The organism is Methylobacterium sp. Leaf93, assembly GCF_001422345.1.
Classification (GTDB): Bacteria; Pseudomonadota; Alphaproteobacteria; order Rhizobiales; family Beijerinckiaceae; genus Methylobacterium; species Methylobacterium bullatum.
The window spans coordinates 51,407-65,953 of the sequence record NZ_LMMS01000003.1; the positions used below are offsets into that span (position 1 = coordinate 51,407).

At 67.5% G+C, this 14,547-nt stretch carries 13 protein-coding genes; 8 read left to right on the top strand and 5 right to left on the bottom strand.

Annotated features, from left to right (window positions below; translation table 11 throughout):
* Positions 1–13: 13 nt before the first annotated feature.
* From ASF26_RS04640 to ASF26_RS04650, 3 genes are read right to left on the bottom strand one after another with little or no spacing between them, the layout of a single operon-like run.
* Positions 14–838, bottom strand: a complete 825-nt coding sequence (locus tag ASF26_RS04640) for a Cof-type HAD-IIB family hydrolase (RefSeq protein WP_056250511.1) — start codon at positions 836–838, stop codon at positions 14–16.
* A complete protein-coding gene (locus ASF26_RS04645; RefSeq protein ID WP_056250513.1) occupies positions 838–1,350 on the bottom strand; it encodes a gluconokinase in 513 nt (170 codons plus the stop codon). Before ASF26_RS04645 ends, ASF26_RS04640 begins: the two co-directional genes overlap by 1 nt.
* Positions 1,351–1,391: 41 nt before the next feature.
* Positions 1,392–2,612: a hypothetical protein gene (locus tag ASF26_RS04650; protein WP_082477512.1), complete on the bottom strand. Its 1,221-nt coding sequence runs from the start codon at positions 2,610–2,612 to the stop codon at positions 1,392–1,394.
* Between the two features lie 371 nt (positions 2,613–2,983).
* Between ASF26_RS04650 and ASF26_RS04655 the strand changes: the two genes are divergently transcribed.
* The 7 genes from ASF26_RS04655 (at position 2,984) to ASF26_RS04685 (ending at position 11,378) form a co-directional block, all read left to right on the top strand.
* Complete coding sequence (locus ASF26_RS04655) at positions 2,984–4,153, top strand: polysaccharide biosynthesis/export family protein (protein WP_056142397.1); 1,170 nt, start codon at positions 2,984–2,986, stop codon at positions 4,151–4,153.
* A gap of 277 nt (positions 4,154–4,430) precedes the next feature.
* Entirely contained in the window at positions 4,431–5,522 is a 1,092-nt protein-coding gene (locus ASF26_RS04660; protein ID WP_056250252.1) for a branched-chain amino acid ABC transporter substrate-binding protein, read from the top strand.
* A 121-nt stretch (positions 5,523–5,643) separates the two neighbouring features.
* Positions 5,644–6,741 (top strand): TRAP transporter substrate-binding protein DctP, encoded by a 1,098-nt coding sequence (gene dctP, locus ASF26_RS04665; protein WP_156462865.1) that lies wholly within the window; start codon positions 5,644–5,646, stop codon positions 6,739–6,741.
* Between the two features lie 439 nt (positions 6,742–7,180).
* On the top strand, positions 7,181–8,599 hold the full coding sequence (locus ASF26_RS04670) for a deoxyribodipyrimidine photo-lyase (RefSeq protein WP_056250257.1): 1,419 nt from the start codon (positions 7,181–7,183) through the stop codon (positions 8,597–8,599).
* A gap of 273 nt (positions 8,600–8,872) precedes the next feature.
* Positions 8,873–10,243, top strand: coding sequence for a chloride channel protein (locus ASF26_RS04675; protein WP_056250260.1), 1,371 nt, complete (start codon positions 8,873–8,875; stop codon positions 10,241–10,243).
* A 48-nt stretch (positions 10,244–10,291) separates the two neighbouring features.
* Positions 10,292–10,471: a DUF1328 domain-containing protein gene (locus tag ASF26_RS04680; protein ID WP_018044058.1), complete on the top strand. Its 180-nt coding sequence runs from the start codon at positions 10,292–10,294 to the stop codon at positions 10,469–10,471.
* 46 nt (positions 10,472–10,517) lie between these two features.
* Entirely contained in the window at positions 10,518–11,378 is an 861-nt protein-coding gene (locus ASF26_RS04685) for an SDR family oxidoreductase (RefSeq protein ID WP_056250261.1), read from the top strand.
* Between the two features lie 16 nt (positions 11,379–11,394).
* Here ASF26_RS04685 and ASF26_RS04690 read toward each other — a convergent pair whose 3' ends face one another.
* Positions 11,395–11,799: a DoxX family protein gene (locus ASF26_RS04690; RefSeq protein ID WP_056250264.1), complete on the bottom strand. Its 405-nt coding sequence runs from the start codon at positions 11,797–11,799 to the stop codon at positions 11,395–11,397.
* 114 nt (positions 11,800–11,913) lie between these two features.
* Here ASF26_RS04690 and ASF26_RS04695 point away from each other — a divergent pair, with 114 nt between their 5' ends.
* Positions 11,914–12,876, top strand: coding sequence for a LysR family transcriptional regulator (locus tag ASF26_RS04695; RefSeq protein WP_056250266.1), 963 nt, complete (start codon positions 11,914–11,916; stop codon positions 12,874–12,876).
* Here ASF26_RS04695 and ASF26_RS04700 read toward each other — a convergent pair.
* Entirely contained in the window at positions 12,801–14,504 is a 1,704-nt protein-coding gene (locus tag ASF26_RS04700) for a lysine--tRNA ligase (protein WP_056250268.1), read from the bottom strand. The genes ASF26_RS04695 and ASF26_RS04700 overlap by 76 nt on opposite strands.
* Between the last annotated feature and the right edge of the window lie 43 nt (positions 14,505–14,547).

The window sequence follows — 14,547 nt, forward strand, 5'->3', positions numbered from 1 at the left end:
CGGAATTTGCCCGTCAACGCGTCAAGAGAAATTCATCCACCGCATTTGCGAACCCGTCGTCGTCATTTCCCGACGTGACCGCCGACGCGGCCCGTTTCACGGCCTCCGTCGCATTGCCCATGGCCACCGAGAACCCGCTGCGCGCGAACATCGCCACGTCGTTGGCGGCATCGCCCAGGGTTGCGATCCGCGCGTGGGGAATCCCGAGGCGACGGGCGATCTCGTCGACGAACGTCCCCTTGCCCCACCCGTACGGGGTCACGTCGAGATAATAGGCCTGCGAGCGATGGACGTCGGCCCCCAGTCCCAGCGCCTCGGCGACCCAGCTCTCACATGCGGCCAGATGATCGGTATCGGCGCTGACGCCGACGATCTTCGATGCGCCCACGAGGAGGGGGCCGAGATCCTCGACGCGGGTGGGCTCTGCCTGCAAGGTCCTGCGTTCGAGATCGGTGTAGGGCCCATGGGGGTCGTTCAGGTTCCACCGCCCCCGTGCGAACACCCAGATATCGAGACCGAACCCGTCGAGGAGCCGCACGGCTTGGCGGGCCGTCTCTTCCGGGATGAGATGTTCGGCCAGGATGTGCCCATCCGGGGCGAGCAGGGTGCTGCCGTTGAACGCGCCGATCGGATGACGCAGGCCGAGGTCGGCGATCAGCGAGGCGAGTCCCATCGGCGGCCGGGCGGAAGCGATGGTGAAGCCGATACCGGCCGCGTCGAGCCGCCGGACGGCGTCCCGGCTGCCTTGAGTCAGGCTCTTGTCGGAGGTGACGAGGGTTCCGTCCACGTCGGAGATCACGAAGGCGATCGCCTGATCGCCGGAGGGAGGGCCCGACATCATGCTGTGTCCCGTCTGATGGGATCGACAGGCTGCAAACCCGACCGGTCCAGAATCGTTGCCACGACGGCCTTCGCGCTGCCGACGATCGGCACCGTCAGTGCTCCCTCCTCCGGACGCGGCGGTTCGAGCGTGGCGAATTGGCTGTCGAGGAGGGCGGCCGGCATGAAATGGCCGGTCCGGCGGGCGATGCGGGCCGCGATCAGGTCGCGGTCGCCGTCGAGATAGACGATGCGAATGCCCGCCCGGCCCTGGATGAGCGCATCGCGATAGGCCCGCTTAAGGGCCGAGCAGGCGAGAACGCCCGGCTTGCCGGTCTCAAGGCGGGTGCCGATCCAGGCCGCCATCGCCGCCAGCCACGGCGCGCGGTCGGCATCGTCGAGGGCGTGGCCGTCCCGCATCCTGGCCACGTGGTCCGGGCTGTGGAAGTCGTCGCCATCGACGAAATCCCACCCGAGGCGCTCGGCCAGCAAGCCGGCCACCGTGCTCTTGCCCGAGCCCGAGACCCCCATCACGATGACGATTCGGGGCAGACCCGTCTCCGGTTCCGCGCTCAAGGCCGGGTCGCCGCGCCGGTGTCGATCCGGGGTCCGGTCACCCGCTCCCGCAGGCGCTGTGGACCGAGCGCCATGGCGAAGAAATCGTACTCGCCGCGGCGATCGTTGGCGAAGAGAAACTGGAAATGCATCCGGAACGGCCGCCATCGCACCTTGAGGTAGGTCTCCGGGTCGATGATCTCACGGAACTTGGCCGAGCGCACCAGGGGGTTGCGCGGGGGGCGACCGCCGAGGTCGAGGGGCAGGCGCTCCACCGGATCGAAATCGGGGAAGTTCATCCAGTCCTGGGGAGCATAATAATCGACCCAGACGATCCGCTCCGAGACGACGAGGCTCGCGATATCCAATTGCACCCGGCGCGCCTCCTTCTGCAGCGCGACGATGGGCAGGCCCGAGCCGAGGGTCAGCAAGGAGAAGGCCGTCGTTCCCGTGCCGATCACTGGATCGGCGGCGAGCACGCGGGCGGCGACTTCCACCGCCGTGAGCGCGCCCGTCGAATGGCCGAGGATGAGCACTTCGTCGAGCTCGGTGCCCTCCGCCCGGAATGCCGCGAGGCGGTCCACCACCAGGGCGGCGAACGCGTCGACGCGGGTTTCGTAGTCGCGCCGCCAGCCTTGGCCGTGCTGCCAGTTGAAGACCCAGTCGTTGAGCAATTGCCAGAAGAACGCGCGTTCCAGCAGCACATCGAGGGATTTGATCCAGACGAGGCCGGCCACGAGGCCCAGCGGCATCGTCACCCAGGCCGGCCATTGCAGGCTGTGCCCGAATCCGTCGCCCAGATGAGCATGGATCTGATGCGCGATCAGGCCGCTCACGAGGGTGAGGAGGAGGATGAGGCCGAGCGGATAGAGGATGACGTTGCCGTATTTCCAGTTCAGCCGGTAGAACTTGACCGCCATGCCCGAGACGATGGCCTGGAGGCCGCCGGCGAACAGCAGGAGGACGCTGACGATGCGCCAGCGGGCGAAGTCCTTGAGCACGATGTCGTCCCAGAGCAGGACGTCGTAGCTCGTCTCCGCTCCGCCGACCGTCGGTTCGGCGGCCACGGTCCAGCGCTGGGAAAGCCCGTCCGCTCCCATGACCGCGCGTCCGGGGCGGCGCTTGGGCTCACCGAACCTCTTGGCATGAAGCGTCAGCTCCCGCACGAACAGCATGCGGTAGCGGGTGCGCCCTTCCGGATCGTAGCCCGGCACATAGAAGACGTGCCGGCGCCGCACCGGGCCTCGTGCGCCGTCATCGTGGGTCCGTGCGGCGCGCGCTCCGGGAGGGCGGTCGGGAATCGTGTCAGACAAAGGCATCCTGCTCGGCTGTCCTCGCAGGTGCCCCCTGCTCGTAGGTTGGGAAATTCGCATGCCGATCCGCCCACCGTCGAGCGATTTCGGCAGCAAGACGAGGCGGATGCGGCCAATTCGCCCCGTACGTCGTCCGTCGCGAAGCCTCAATGGCAAGTCCAGAAGGTCGGCATGTGGGTATCGGGGACGATCCGTTGCACGCGTCCCGACGGGACGGCACTGTGTCCAACCCGCCACGGACAGTGACAAGGCTTTGGTTTAGGCAGCGGATGAGAGAAACCGACAGGCGAAACTGCATGCGCACTCTGCCTATCGTCCTTATCACCACGCTTTCGGTGTCGGGATGTGGCGCCTTCCTGCCCGCCGCCGGCCCGTCGACCTCGGCCGTCGTCGACGGCGCGGATCAGGCGACGAGCGAAGGAACCTTCGCCCGCTACGAACTCATCGACATGAACTCCGCCGTGGTCGAGGCCCTGCGCGGGCGCTCCCTCGATAGCCTGTTCGCATCCTTCGGCGATCGTCGCGCTCCGGCCGAATCCGTGATCGGCGTCGGCGACGCCGTCTCCGTTTCGGTGTTCGAAGCCGGTTCGGGCGGCCTGTTCTCCGGCCCGCTCACGGTCAATTCGTTCTCCGCCGGCTCGAAGGCGGCACAGCTGCCCGAGCAGATCGTCTCGCGCGACGGCGCGATCTCGGTGCCCTATGCCGGCCGGATCCAAGTGGCCGGACGGCGGACGCAGGACGTCCAGTCGCTGATCGAGACCGAGCTCGCCGGCAAGGCGATCCAGCCTCAGGTGATCGTCACCGTGACCCGGCCTGTCTCGCAATCGGTGACGGTCGGTGGGGAATCCATCGGCGGCGCCCGCGTCCCGCTCGGCACCCAGGGCGATCGCATTCTCGACGTCATCGCCACCGCGGGCGGGGTCAAGACGCCCGTCAACGAGACCTTCGTGCGCCTGTCGCGGGGCGGCACGACGGCGACGGTTCCGCTGACCACCGTGGTGTCGAACCCCAAGGAAAACATCTACCTGCGCCCCAACGACAACCTCACCCTGGTGCGCGATCCCCAGACCTTCCTGGCGGTGGGCGCGCTGGGGCAGGCGACCGAAATCCCGTTCCAGGCCGAGGGCATCACCCTGGCGCAGGCACTGGCCAAGGCGCGCGGTCAGCGCGATGCTGATGCCGACCCGACCGGGACCTTCATCTTCCGCTTCGAGCCGGCGGCGGTGGTCCGTCGCCTGAAGCCGGGAAGCCCCCTCCTCGGAACGCCGCTCGTCCCCGTGGTCTACCGGGTCGACATGCGCGACCCGAACAGCCTGTTCCTCACCCAGGCCTTCCGCATGCGCAACCGCGACATGATCTACGTCTCGAACGCGCCGTTCACCGAGATCAAGAAGGTCCTGTCCGTCTTCGCCGCCGCGTCTCAGCCGATCACGACCGGCGTTCGCGTGGGCAGCGCGTTTGACTGAAGCCGTCCCGATCCTCACGGATCGGGATAGGCCCTTCGATGGAGCCGCCGGATTGGGCGGAAGGGCCGGGGGACTTGCGTTCTCGCTGGCCTTGCCGCACGGCATCCGCGATGCCATGGGGGCCTGGGGTCACTCGCGGGGCTCGCTTGTCTTTCAGTGGGCCGGACGGGCGTTGGGGCGGGGCGACATGAGGATGAGACGGGTGGCCCGCTTCTTCGGGCCGGCGAGCGGGGGCGTTCGGAGGTCCCTGCCGGGGCGGACGGGCGGCGCGCCGAGCATGCTCGCTTCCGGGTTCCTGATCGTCCTCTCCGTCGTTTCCTCCGCCCGAGCCGATGTCACGGTCGGCGTGGCGGTGCCGCAATCGGGCGCGTATGTCGCCGTCGGCGAGCAGGTCCTTCGCGGGGTCCGCGCCGCCGTGCGGGACGCCAACGCCAAGGGCGGCCTCGCCGGCCAGACCATCCAGCTCGATGTCCAGGACGATGCCTGCGATTCCAACAAGGCCGTGGCGGTGGCCAAGCACTACGCCCTGAGCGACGTGCGCCTCGTCGTCGGCCATGTCTGTTCCAACGCCTCGCTCGCCGCCTCGGAAGTCTATGCCGCCAACGGCATGACCATGGTCACCGCGGCGTCCGTCGCCGCCAAGCTCACCGATCGCGGTCTGCAGAACGTGTTCCGGGTCTGCGGGCGCGACGACGATCAGGCCAAGCTCTCGGCCACGGTGCTGGCGGAACGCTTCCGCGACAAGAAGATCGCCATCCTCAACGACCAGAGCCCCGGCTCCCGGGCGCTCGCCGCCGCCACCAAGGACAATCTCAACCGGATCGGCATCAACGAAGCCCTGGCGACGGCCTTCGTCGCCAGCGACGCGGACGATGCGGCCCTCGCCGACCGGCTGAAGGAGGCGGGGATCGCGGTGGCCTATTACGGTGGGGACGCCCAGGAGATGGGCCGCCTCGTGCGGATCTCGGCGGAGCGGGGCTTCCGGCCGCAATGGTTCGGCACCTCCGCCATCGCCACGCAGGATTTCGCCACCGCGGCCGGGCCGGCCAGCAACGGCGTGCTGATGACCTTCTACCTCGATCCGCGCCGCAAGCCGGAGGCGGCCGCCGTGGTCCAGGCGCTCAAGGCGCAGGGCGGCGACGTGGAGGGCTCGACGATCTATGGCTACGCCGCCCTTCAGGCCCTGGTGGAGGCGGGGAACTTCGCCCGCAGCACGGATGCGCGTCGCATCGTCTCCGCGCTTCATACGGAGCGGTTCGACCTCGTCCTCGGTTCGGTCGGCTTCGACGGTAAGGGCGACGTCACCGCACAGGGCTACGTCCTCTATGTCTGGAAGGACGGGACTTTCACCTACGCGCCTCCCCCGTGACGGAATTCGGCCAGCGACGCGGAAACGACGGCGCGCGGACGAATATCGGATCGATTTGCCTCCTGCCCCGTTCGTGAACGGACCAAGAGACGGGGGAAGCGAGTTTTTGAAGCGAGTTGTCATGGCCTCACACCCAGCGCGCCGCAGCCTGCTCGCCGCCGGATTGGGCGGTGCCGCCGCCCTGTCGATGGGGGGAGCCCGGGCCGAGACGATGCCCGAGACGCGCTGGCGGCTGGCCTCCCACTATCCGAAATCCCTCGATGTCCTGTTCGGCGCGCCGGAGACGCTCTCGCGTCTCGTGGCCGAGGCGACCGATGGCCGTTTCCAGATCCAGGTGCTTCCGCCGGGCGAGCCGGTGCCGGCCGAGGGCGTGATCGACGCGGTGTCGGCCGCGACGGTGGAGATGGGGCATGCGCCGGCCACCCTCGGCAGCGGCAAGGACCCGACCTTCGCTCTCGCCTCCGCCCTTCCCTTCGGCCTCAATGCCCGCGGCCAGAATGCATGGTGGCTCCAGGGCGGCGCGTCCGACCTGTTCGCGGAGGTCTTCACCAAGCACGGTCTCGTGAGCCTTCCCGGCGGCAATACCGGTGCCCAGATGGGCGGCTGGTTCCGCCGCGAGGTGAAGAGCGCCGCCGACCTCCAGGGCATGAAGATCCGAATCGCGGGTCTCGGGGGTCAGGTTCTGGCGAAGTTCGGCGCGGTGCCCCAGACGACGCCCGGGCCGGAGATCTATGCCGGCCTCGAATCGAAGGCCCTCGATGCGGCCGAATGGATCGGCCCCTACGACGACGAAAAGCTCGGATTGCAGAAGGTGGCGCCGACCTACCATTACCCCGGTTTCTGGGAGGGCAACGCGATGCTGCATTTCTGGATCGGCGCCGAGGCGTGGAAGGCCCTGCCGAAGGCCTATCGCGCGATCCTGCAGGCCGCCGCCGCCCAGGCCCATGCCGAGGTCCTGGCGAAATACGATGCTCGCAACCCCCGTGCTCTGCGCCGCCTGGTAGCCGCCGGCGCGCAGCTCCGGCCCTTCCCTCAGGACGTCATGGAGACGGCCCTGAAGCATTCCAACGACGTCTATGCCGAGATCTCGGCCAAGAACGCCGATTTCAAGCGCATCTACGAGGCGATGAAGACCTTTCGGAACGAGGAATACCTCTGGTTCCAGGTGGCGGAATACACCTACGACAATTTCATGATCCGGGCGCGCGCCCGCGGATGAACGCCGCGTGGCTTACGAGCGCTGCGGGGCTCTTGCCAGAAAAAAGGCCGCTCCGAAGAGCGGCCCGAAGTCTAGGGAGGAAACGCCCAAGAAGGGCAGCAGGACCGCGACGCCATCGCGTTCCCGCAATGCACAATCTGAGCGTCCCGCACGGAATTGCAAGGTCGTTCGTGCAACGGCGCCATGAGTTTTCGTGTGACGCCGCACTTCGTAATCCTTCTGTGTCGAAAATGTCGCGGGTCAAGATCAGTTCAGTCTTTACGCCGGTCGGCGCCGCCGGAGGCAATGGACGCGATGGGTTGCGCCCCCACTGCATTGACCGTGCGGTCGCGAATTCTGGTGCAGTCGTCTCCCCGACGACCTGCTTGCAGGATCGATAATTCCTGATTCCCGCCTGGCGGGGGCATAAACTTCGACGGTGGCAGGGCGGTTTCATACGATGGCGATACAGGCGAAGCGGGTTCGGGAGCTGAACGATCTGGAACCGGATGCGGACGGATCCTACGTCCTCTATCTGCTGCAGCAGGCCAACCGCGCCCATTTCAACCCGGCGCTCGAACTCGCCATCGAGGAGGCCAACCGTCTCGGGCTTCCCGTCGTCGTTTGTTTCGGACTTCTCGACGGCGCCAACGGGTTTCCCGAAGCCAATGCGCGCCACTACGCCTTCCTGCTCCAGGGGCTCGCCGACGCGAGGGCAGGGCTGGAGGCGCGCGGCATCCATTTCGTGATGCGAAAGGCCTCGCCGGCCGAGATCGCCATCGACCTCTCGGCCAAGGCGGCCCTCCTCGTCCTCGACCGAGGCTACCTCGCCATCCAGAAGCGCTGGTACGGGAAGATCGTAGGGGCGGTGAAGACCCGCGTCGTCCAGGTGGAGGGAGACGTGGTGGTGCCGGTGGAGGCCGCCTCCCCCAAGCACGAATTCGCGGCCCGCACCCTGCGCCCCAAGATCCTGAAGCTCCTCGACGAGTATGTGGAGGAGCTCAAACCCCGTGCCGTGAAGCACAAGGCCGGGCGCGGCCTGCCGAAGAACGAGATCGACGTCTCGGACCCGGAGGCGGTGCTGGCGGGGATGAGCCTCGACCGCGAGGTCGCTCCGGTGACGCGCTTCATCGGCGGCGAGACGGAAGCGCGCCGGCGCCTGAAGGCCTATCTCGCCGGGCCGTTCGGCTCCTATGGCACCGACCGCAATAGACCCGAAGCGGGGGCCGCCTCGCATATGAGTCCCTACCTGCATTTCGGGCAGATCTCCCCGGTGGAGATCGCCCTGGCGGTACGGGCCTCGAAGGCGGGCGCGTCGGAGGACAAGGCCTCCTATCTCGAGGAGCTCGTGGTGCGGCGGGAGCTCGCCATGAACCATGTGAACTACACGGAGCGCTACGACAGTTTCGAGCACGCTGTGCCGGACTGGGCCCGCAAGGCCCTGGCCGAACACGCCGATGACGACCGGCCCATCCTCTACACCGAGGCCGAACTCGCCGAAGGCAAGACCCACGACGAATACTGGAACGCCGCCCAGGCCGAGATGCGGGTGACCGGCTACATGCACAACCACCTGCGCATGTACTGGGGCAAGAAGATCCTCGAATGGTCCCCGAGTGCGGAGGAAGGGTTCCTGCGGACCCTGCGCCTCAACAACCGCTACTTCCTCGACGGGCGCGACGCCAATTCCTTCACCAACGTCGCCTGGGTCTACGGCCTGCACGACCGTCCCTGGGCGCGCCGTCCGATCTTCGGGACGGTGCGCTATCAAAGCGAGAACTCGCTCCGGAAATTCAACGCCAAGGCCTATCTCAAGACCGTCGGCGAACTCTGCCGGGCCGAGGAGAAGGCGGGAAAGACACCGCGCAGGAAGAGCTGAGGGGCGGTACGCACCTTGCGTCGCCTGCCTCGCTTGGCGAGTGTCCACGGGCCTTCAGTTCGTGTCGGCACAAGCGCCCTGCACGCTCATGATCCTTCCCGTCTTTCCGTGGCGCCAGAGGCGAGCCCGGAATCCAGAACCACCGGTGGAGCAGAATGACGATCGACCTCTGGTTCTGGAATCCGGGCTCTGCCGCGGAGCCCCGGAAAGACGGGGTCGGTTCACGGACGTGTCGCCCATCCGACGATCGATCGCCCGCTGAGGCCGGCGATCATGCTTGACCCCGCTCCCGCCTCCCCTCCGCCGCGCAGGCGACTGGACCGCTTGCGCGGCGCGGCCTCCGATGCGGCGCCCCTGTGGCGGCAGCGCCTGCTGTTCCTGTTCGGGGGCCTCTGCGTCGGGCTCGCCGCCGTGGCGATGGCCAAGCTCGCGGACCTCGCGCACGAGGCGTTCCGCTGGATCGTCTCGCCCTCCCCCCTCGTCGCCCTGGTTCTGACGCCGCTGGGCTTCGCCATCGCGATCCTGCTCGCCATCCGGGTATTTCCGAATTCGCAAGGCTCGGGGATCCCCCAGGTGATCGCCGCGCGCCATACGGAGGACCCGGCGATCCGCAACGCCCTGGTCTCCCTGAAGACCGCGTTCGGCAAGATCCTGGTCATGACGCTGGGCCTCGTCTGCGGCGCCTCGACGGGGCGCGAGGGGCCGACGGTCCAGGTGGGGGCCGCGATCATGGCGGCCGTCGGCCGGCTCGACGCGGAACGCCTGCCGGGTGTCATCCTCGCCGGTGGCGCGGCGGGAGTCGCCGCCGCCTTCAACACGCCCATCGCCGGCATCGTCTTCGGCATCGAGGAACTGAGCCGGACCTACGAGGCGCGGACCAGCGGCCTCATCGTCGCCACCGTCATTGCGGCCGGACTGACCGCGCTGGCGATCCAGGGCGACTACACGTATTTCGGCACCACGAAGGTCGCCTTGCCCTTCGGGCCGGGATGGCTCGCCGTGGCGATCCTCGGCGTGGTCGGGGGCATGGCGGGCGGCCTGTTCGGCCGCGTCACCCTCCTCTTCGCCAGGGGACTGCCCGGCCGGATCGGCGCCGCCATCCGCCGCCACCCCATCGTCTTCGGTGCCCTTTGCGGGCTCGGCGTCGCCCTCTGCGGCCTCGCCTCCGGCGGCACGGTCTACGGCACCGGCTACGAGGAGGCCCGCGCCATGCTCCACGGCACCGATACCGGGCATCCGGCCTATGCTCCGCTGAAATTCCTCGCGACGGTGTTCTCCTCCATCAGCGGCATACCCGGCGGCCTGTTCGCCCCCTCCCTCAGCGTCGGGGCGGGGATGGGCGTCTGGCTGCATGGCCTGTTCGCGGACGTGCCCATCGGCGCCCTCGTGCTCATCGGCATGACTGCCTACCTCACCGGTACCCTGCAGGCGCCGATCACCGCCTTCGTCATCGTCACCGAGATGACCCAGGACCATGCGATGATGATCCCACTCATGGTCACCGCCCTCATCGCCGATGCGGTCTCCAAGCTGATCTGCCGCGAAGGGCTCTATCACGCGCTGGCCGCCACCATCTTGGAGAAGGCCGAATCCAGTGCCGCGCCCGTCATCGCGACGCCGCACAAGCTTGAGCGGAACGCTTGACCCTACGGGAGGGTTATCGGTCGTTCCGCACGCTGGAGTTTTGCGCGTATGACCCTTCTCAAATGGGCCCTCATCTGTTTCGTCATCTCGCTCCTGGCGGGCGGCCTCGGCTTCACCGGCATCGCCTCGGGCGCTCGCTCCCTGTCGCGCATCCTGTTCGGCGTGTTCCTGGTGATCGCCATCGTGATCGTGGTGCTCGCCCTGGCTGTCGGTCAGGCGGTCTTCTGAACGGTCATCCGATCGGTAACCGGGTCTGCGGGAGTTCGTGACGTCCATGGCGAACGCCGCACCCATCCCCTGCAAAATCTGTCTCGTGACCGGCGCCACCTCGGGCATCGGCTACGAGACGGCCCTGGGCCTGGCACGGGCGGGGGCCCGTGTGGGGATCGTCGGCCGGGATGCCGGCCGCACCGACGCGGCGGCGTCCCGCATCCGCGAGACCGTGCCGAGCGCCGTCATCGACGTGTTCCTTGCCGACCTCTCCTCACAGACGGAAATCCGGCGTCTCGCCGCAGAGGTGCGGGCGCTCTACCCGCGCCTCGACGTGCTGGTGAACAATGCCGGAGCCATCTTTGATGCCCGGCACGTGACAGTCGATGGCCTGGAGCGGACCTGGGCACTCGACCATCTCGCCTACATGCAACTGACCCTGGAGCTCCTCGACCTGGTGAAGGCGAGCGCGCCGGCCCGCATCGTCAACGTCGCGTCGATGGCGCATAAGCGCGGCCGGATCGATCTCGAGGATATCGACGGGGCGCGCCGCTACGGGGCGCTGAAGGCCTATTCTCAGGCCAAGCTCGGCAACGTGCTGTTCACCGCCGCCCTCGCCGGTCGCCTCGCCGGCACGGGTGTCACCGCGAACTCCCTCCATCCCGGCGTGATCGCCAGCGGGTTCGCCGGCGGCACCGGAGGATGGTTCGGCTTTGGCTGGTCGCTGATCCGGCCTTTCCTCAGCAACCCGGCCGATGGGGCGGCGACCTCCCTGCATCTGGCGACCTCGCCGGAGGTGGACAGCGTCAGCGGCCTGTATTTTTCGAAGCGCCGCCCCGTGCCGACTTCGTCCCTCGGACGGGACGAGGCGCTTCAGGAGCAAGTCTGGACACTCAGCCTGCGGCAGCTCGGACGGGCGGAATAAGCGGATTCGCCTTCGCTTAGCGCAGGCGTGCCTTCAACCCATCGAGGTCCGAACGGTGGAGGGCCATCACCACGAGGGTCAGCACCAGCAGCACCCCAGCCGGCAGGGGCGTGCCGCCGATGATGGCCAGATGGGTGACGATGGCTCCGACCATGGTGCAAGCCAAGGCGGCTGCGGCGAGGAGACGGGTCGACGGCAGCAGCAGCAAGACCGCGCTCACCACCTCAATGGCGCCGGTGAGATAGCGGAACCATTGGCCGATACCGATCCCGTCGAAGGTCTGGACCATCATCGGAGCGCCGGCGATCTTGGCGCCACCTGCGGCAAGGAACGCCGCCGCGAGGAGCAGCCGCACCACCCATGAAGTGAGGAGAGTGCTCTTCGAAGTCTTGGAAACGGGGTTGGCGGTGATCGTCGACATGGAAAAGACCTTCGCGTTGGAGGGCTCGGATAAGCTCCGTCGACGGTCTAGCTTCTCCCTACCCTCCGTCGTAGTCTATCAATCTCGATCCCATCCATCGGTTTTACCGATACCATGCTCGACGGTTTCTCTCTCGACCAGCTCCGGACGTTCATCGCTGCAGCGGAAACGGGAAGCTTCTCGGCGGCTGGGCGCAAGCTCGGGCGGGCGCAATCGGTCGTCAGTCAGACGATCGCCAATCTCGAGGGGCAGATCGGCCTCCTCCTGTTCGAGCGAACGGGCCGCGTGCCGGTTCTGACCGAGCGAGGACGCAGCCTTCTCGCCGATGCGTGGGCGGTGGCGGACAGCATCGATGCCTTCAAAGTCCGCGCCAAGGGCATGAATGCCGGGCTCGAACCGGAACTCTCGCTCGTCGCCGACGTGATGTTTCCGATGCCAGTGCTGACATCGGCCGCCCGTGCCTTCGCGGAGGCATTTCCATCGGTCCCCTTGCGGCTGCAGGTCGAAGCTTTGGGGGCGGTGGCCGAACCGGTGATCGAAGGGCGATGCCGCATCGGACTCTTCGTGAGCCTGCCTCTCTTGCCCACGGGGCTCATGAAGGAGGCGCTGCTACGAGTGAAGCTGCTGATGGTGGCAGCCCCGACGCATCCCCTCGCGACGGAGCGCGGTCCGATCCCCGCTGAGATTCTCGCCCGGCACACTCAACTGGTCCTCAGCGATCGCTCGCGATTGTCGGAAGGACGCGAATTCGGGGTCTTCTCGCCTCGAACGTGGCGATTATCCGACCTCGGCGCGAAGCACGCCTTTCTTCTCGCCGGGCTCGGGTGGGGCGGCATGCCGTTCTCCGCGGTGGAACGGGACATCGCTGCCGGAACGCTAGTCCCACTGCAGATCGCGGCCGGGCCGGAGACGGCCATGCCGGAGATGCCGGTCTACGCGATCTATCGTGCCGACGCCCCGCCGGGTCCGGCGGGGCGCTGGATGATCGAGCACATCAAAGGCTACGAGATTGGCGCGGCCTCGTCGGACGAGGCGGTAACGAACGCGCCGGACAATGCCTGCGCGATGAGCGACTGAGTCTCTGCTACCCCGTACAAAGCGATGAACGAGCCGAAGCGCGGTCCGCGTGCCTCGCCGAACAGCACGTTGTAGATGGTGGTGAACCAAGCCTGCGACACGCCGGGCCGTCCGTCCGGGCTCTTGGCCTTGCCGGAGAGGTCGGGGAAGTGCCGCCGCCCGACCTCGTAGACCACGGCCTGCAGCCCCTCCGGATCGGTGGAGCCCTTGTGGGCGTCCAGCGTCCGCGACAGGTCGGCGAGGGCCGCCCTCTCCTCCTCCGTCGCCGTCCGGTAGGTCTTGGCCGGACGCACCAGATCGCGGAAATAGGCGAGCGCATGGCCCACGAGCTTGTCGAGGACCGGATGGGTCCGCGGCCCGATCTCCGGGTCGTAGCGGCGGATGAAGCCCCACAGCACCGCCGGATCCTCGGTATTGGCCACCGCCGCGAGGTTGAGGAGCATGGCGAAGTTCAACGAGCCGCCTTTGCCCACGGCTTCTGCCGCCGGCGGATGGCCCGCATGCAGGTGCCAGACCGGGTTGCCGAGTTGCTGCGCCGGCTCCTGGCCGGGGAACTTCTCGAGGAAGTTCAGGTAATCGTCGACCTGACGCGGGATCATCTCCACGAACAGGCGCTTGGCCTCGCGCGGCTTGTTGTACATGAACAGGGCGAGACTGTCGGCGGTGCCGTAGACGAGCCAATCGTCGATGGACAAGCCGTTGCCCTTCGACTTCGAGATCTTCTTGCCCTCCTTGTCGAGGAAGAGCTCGTAATTGAATCCCTCCGGTGGCTCGCCGCCGAGGGCGCGGGCTATCTCGCCCGACAGCTTCACCGAATCGATCAGATCCTTGCCGGCCATCTCGTAATCGACGCCGAGCGCCACCCAGCGCATCGCCCAATCGGGCTTCCATTGCAGCTTGGCGTGGCCGCCTGTGACCGGAGTCTCGTAGGCAGTGCCGGTCTTGGGGTCGCGCCAGACCAGGGTGCCGGCGGAGACCCGCACCTCGTCGATGGCCACCTGCATCACCTCCCCGGTCTCCGGGTGCAGCGGCAGGAACGGCGAATAGCTCGCCGAACGCTCGGCCCGGAGCGACGGCAGCATGATCGCCATCACGGCCTCGTAGCGGTCGAGCACCGTCAGCAGGGCCGTGTCGAACAGGCCGGCCTTGTAGCATTCCGTGGCAGAGCGGAACTCGTAATCGAACCCGAACGCGTCGAGGAAGCGGCGCAGCTCGGCATTGTTGTGGGCGCCGAAGCTGTCATACGTGCCGAACGGATCGGGCACGCGGGTGAGCGGCTGGTTCAGCGCCGGGATCAGGATCTCCTTGTTCGGCACGTTGTCCGGCACCTTACGCAGGCCGTCCATGTCGTCCGAGAAGGCGATGAGGCGGGTCGGCACGCTGTCGTTGGTGAGCACGCGGAAGGCGTGGCGCACCATGGAGGTGCGCGCCACCTCGCCGAACGTGCCGATATGCGGCAGGCCCGACGGCCCGTATCCGGTCTCGAACAGCACTTCCGATTTCGGCTTGCGCTCCAGCCGCGCCACGAGCTTGCGCGCCTCCTCGAACGGCCATGCGGCCGCGCTGGCGGCGGCTTCCACGAGGGCGGGGTCGAAGGTGAGGGGAGACGAAGCAGGCGGGGGGGACATGGGAACAGCGTCAGTTCTGTGAGGAGAAACAGGAAGGCCGCAA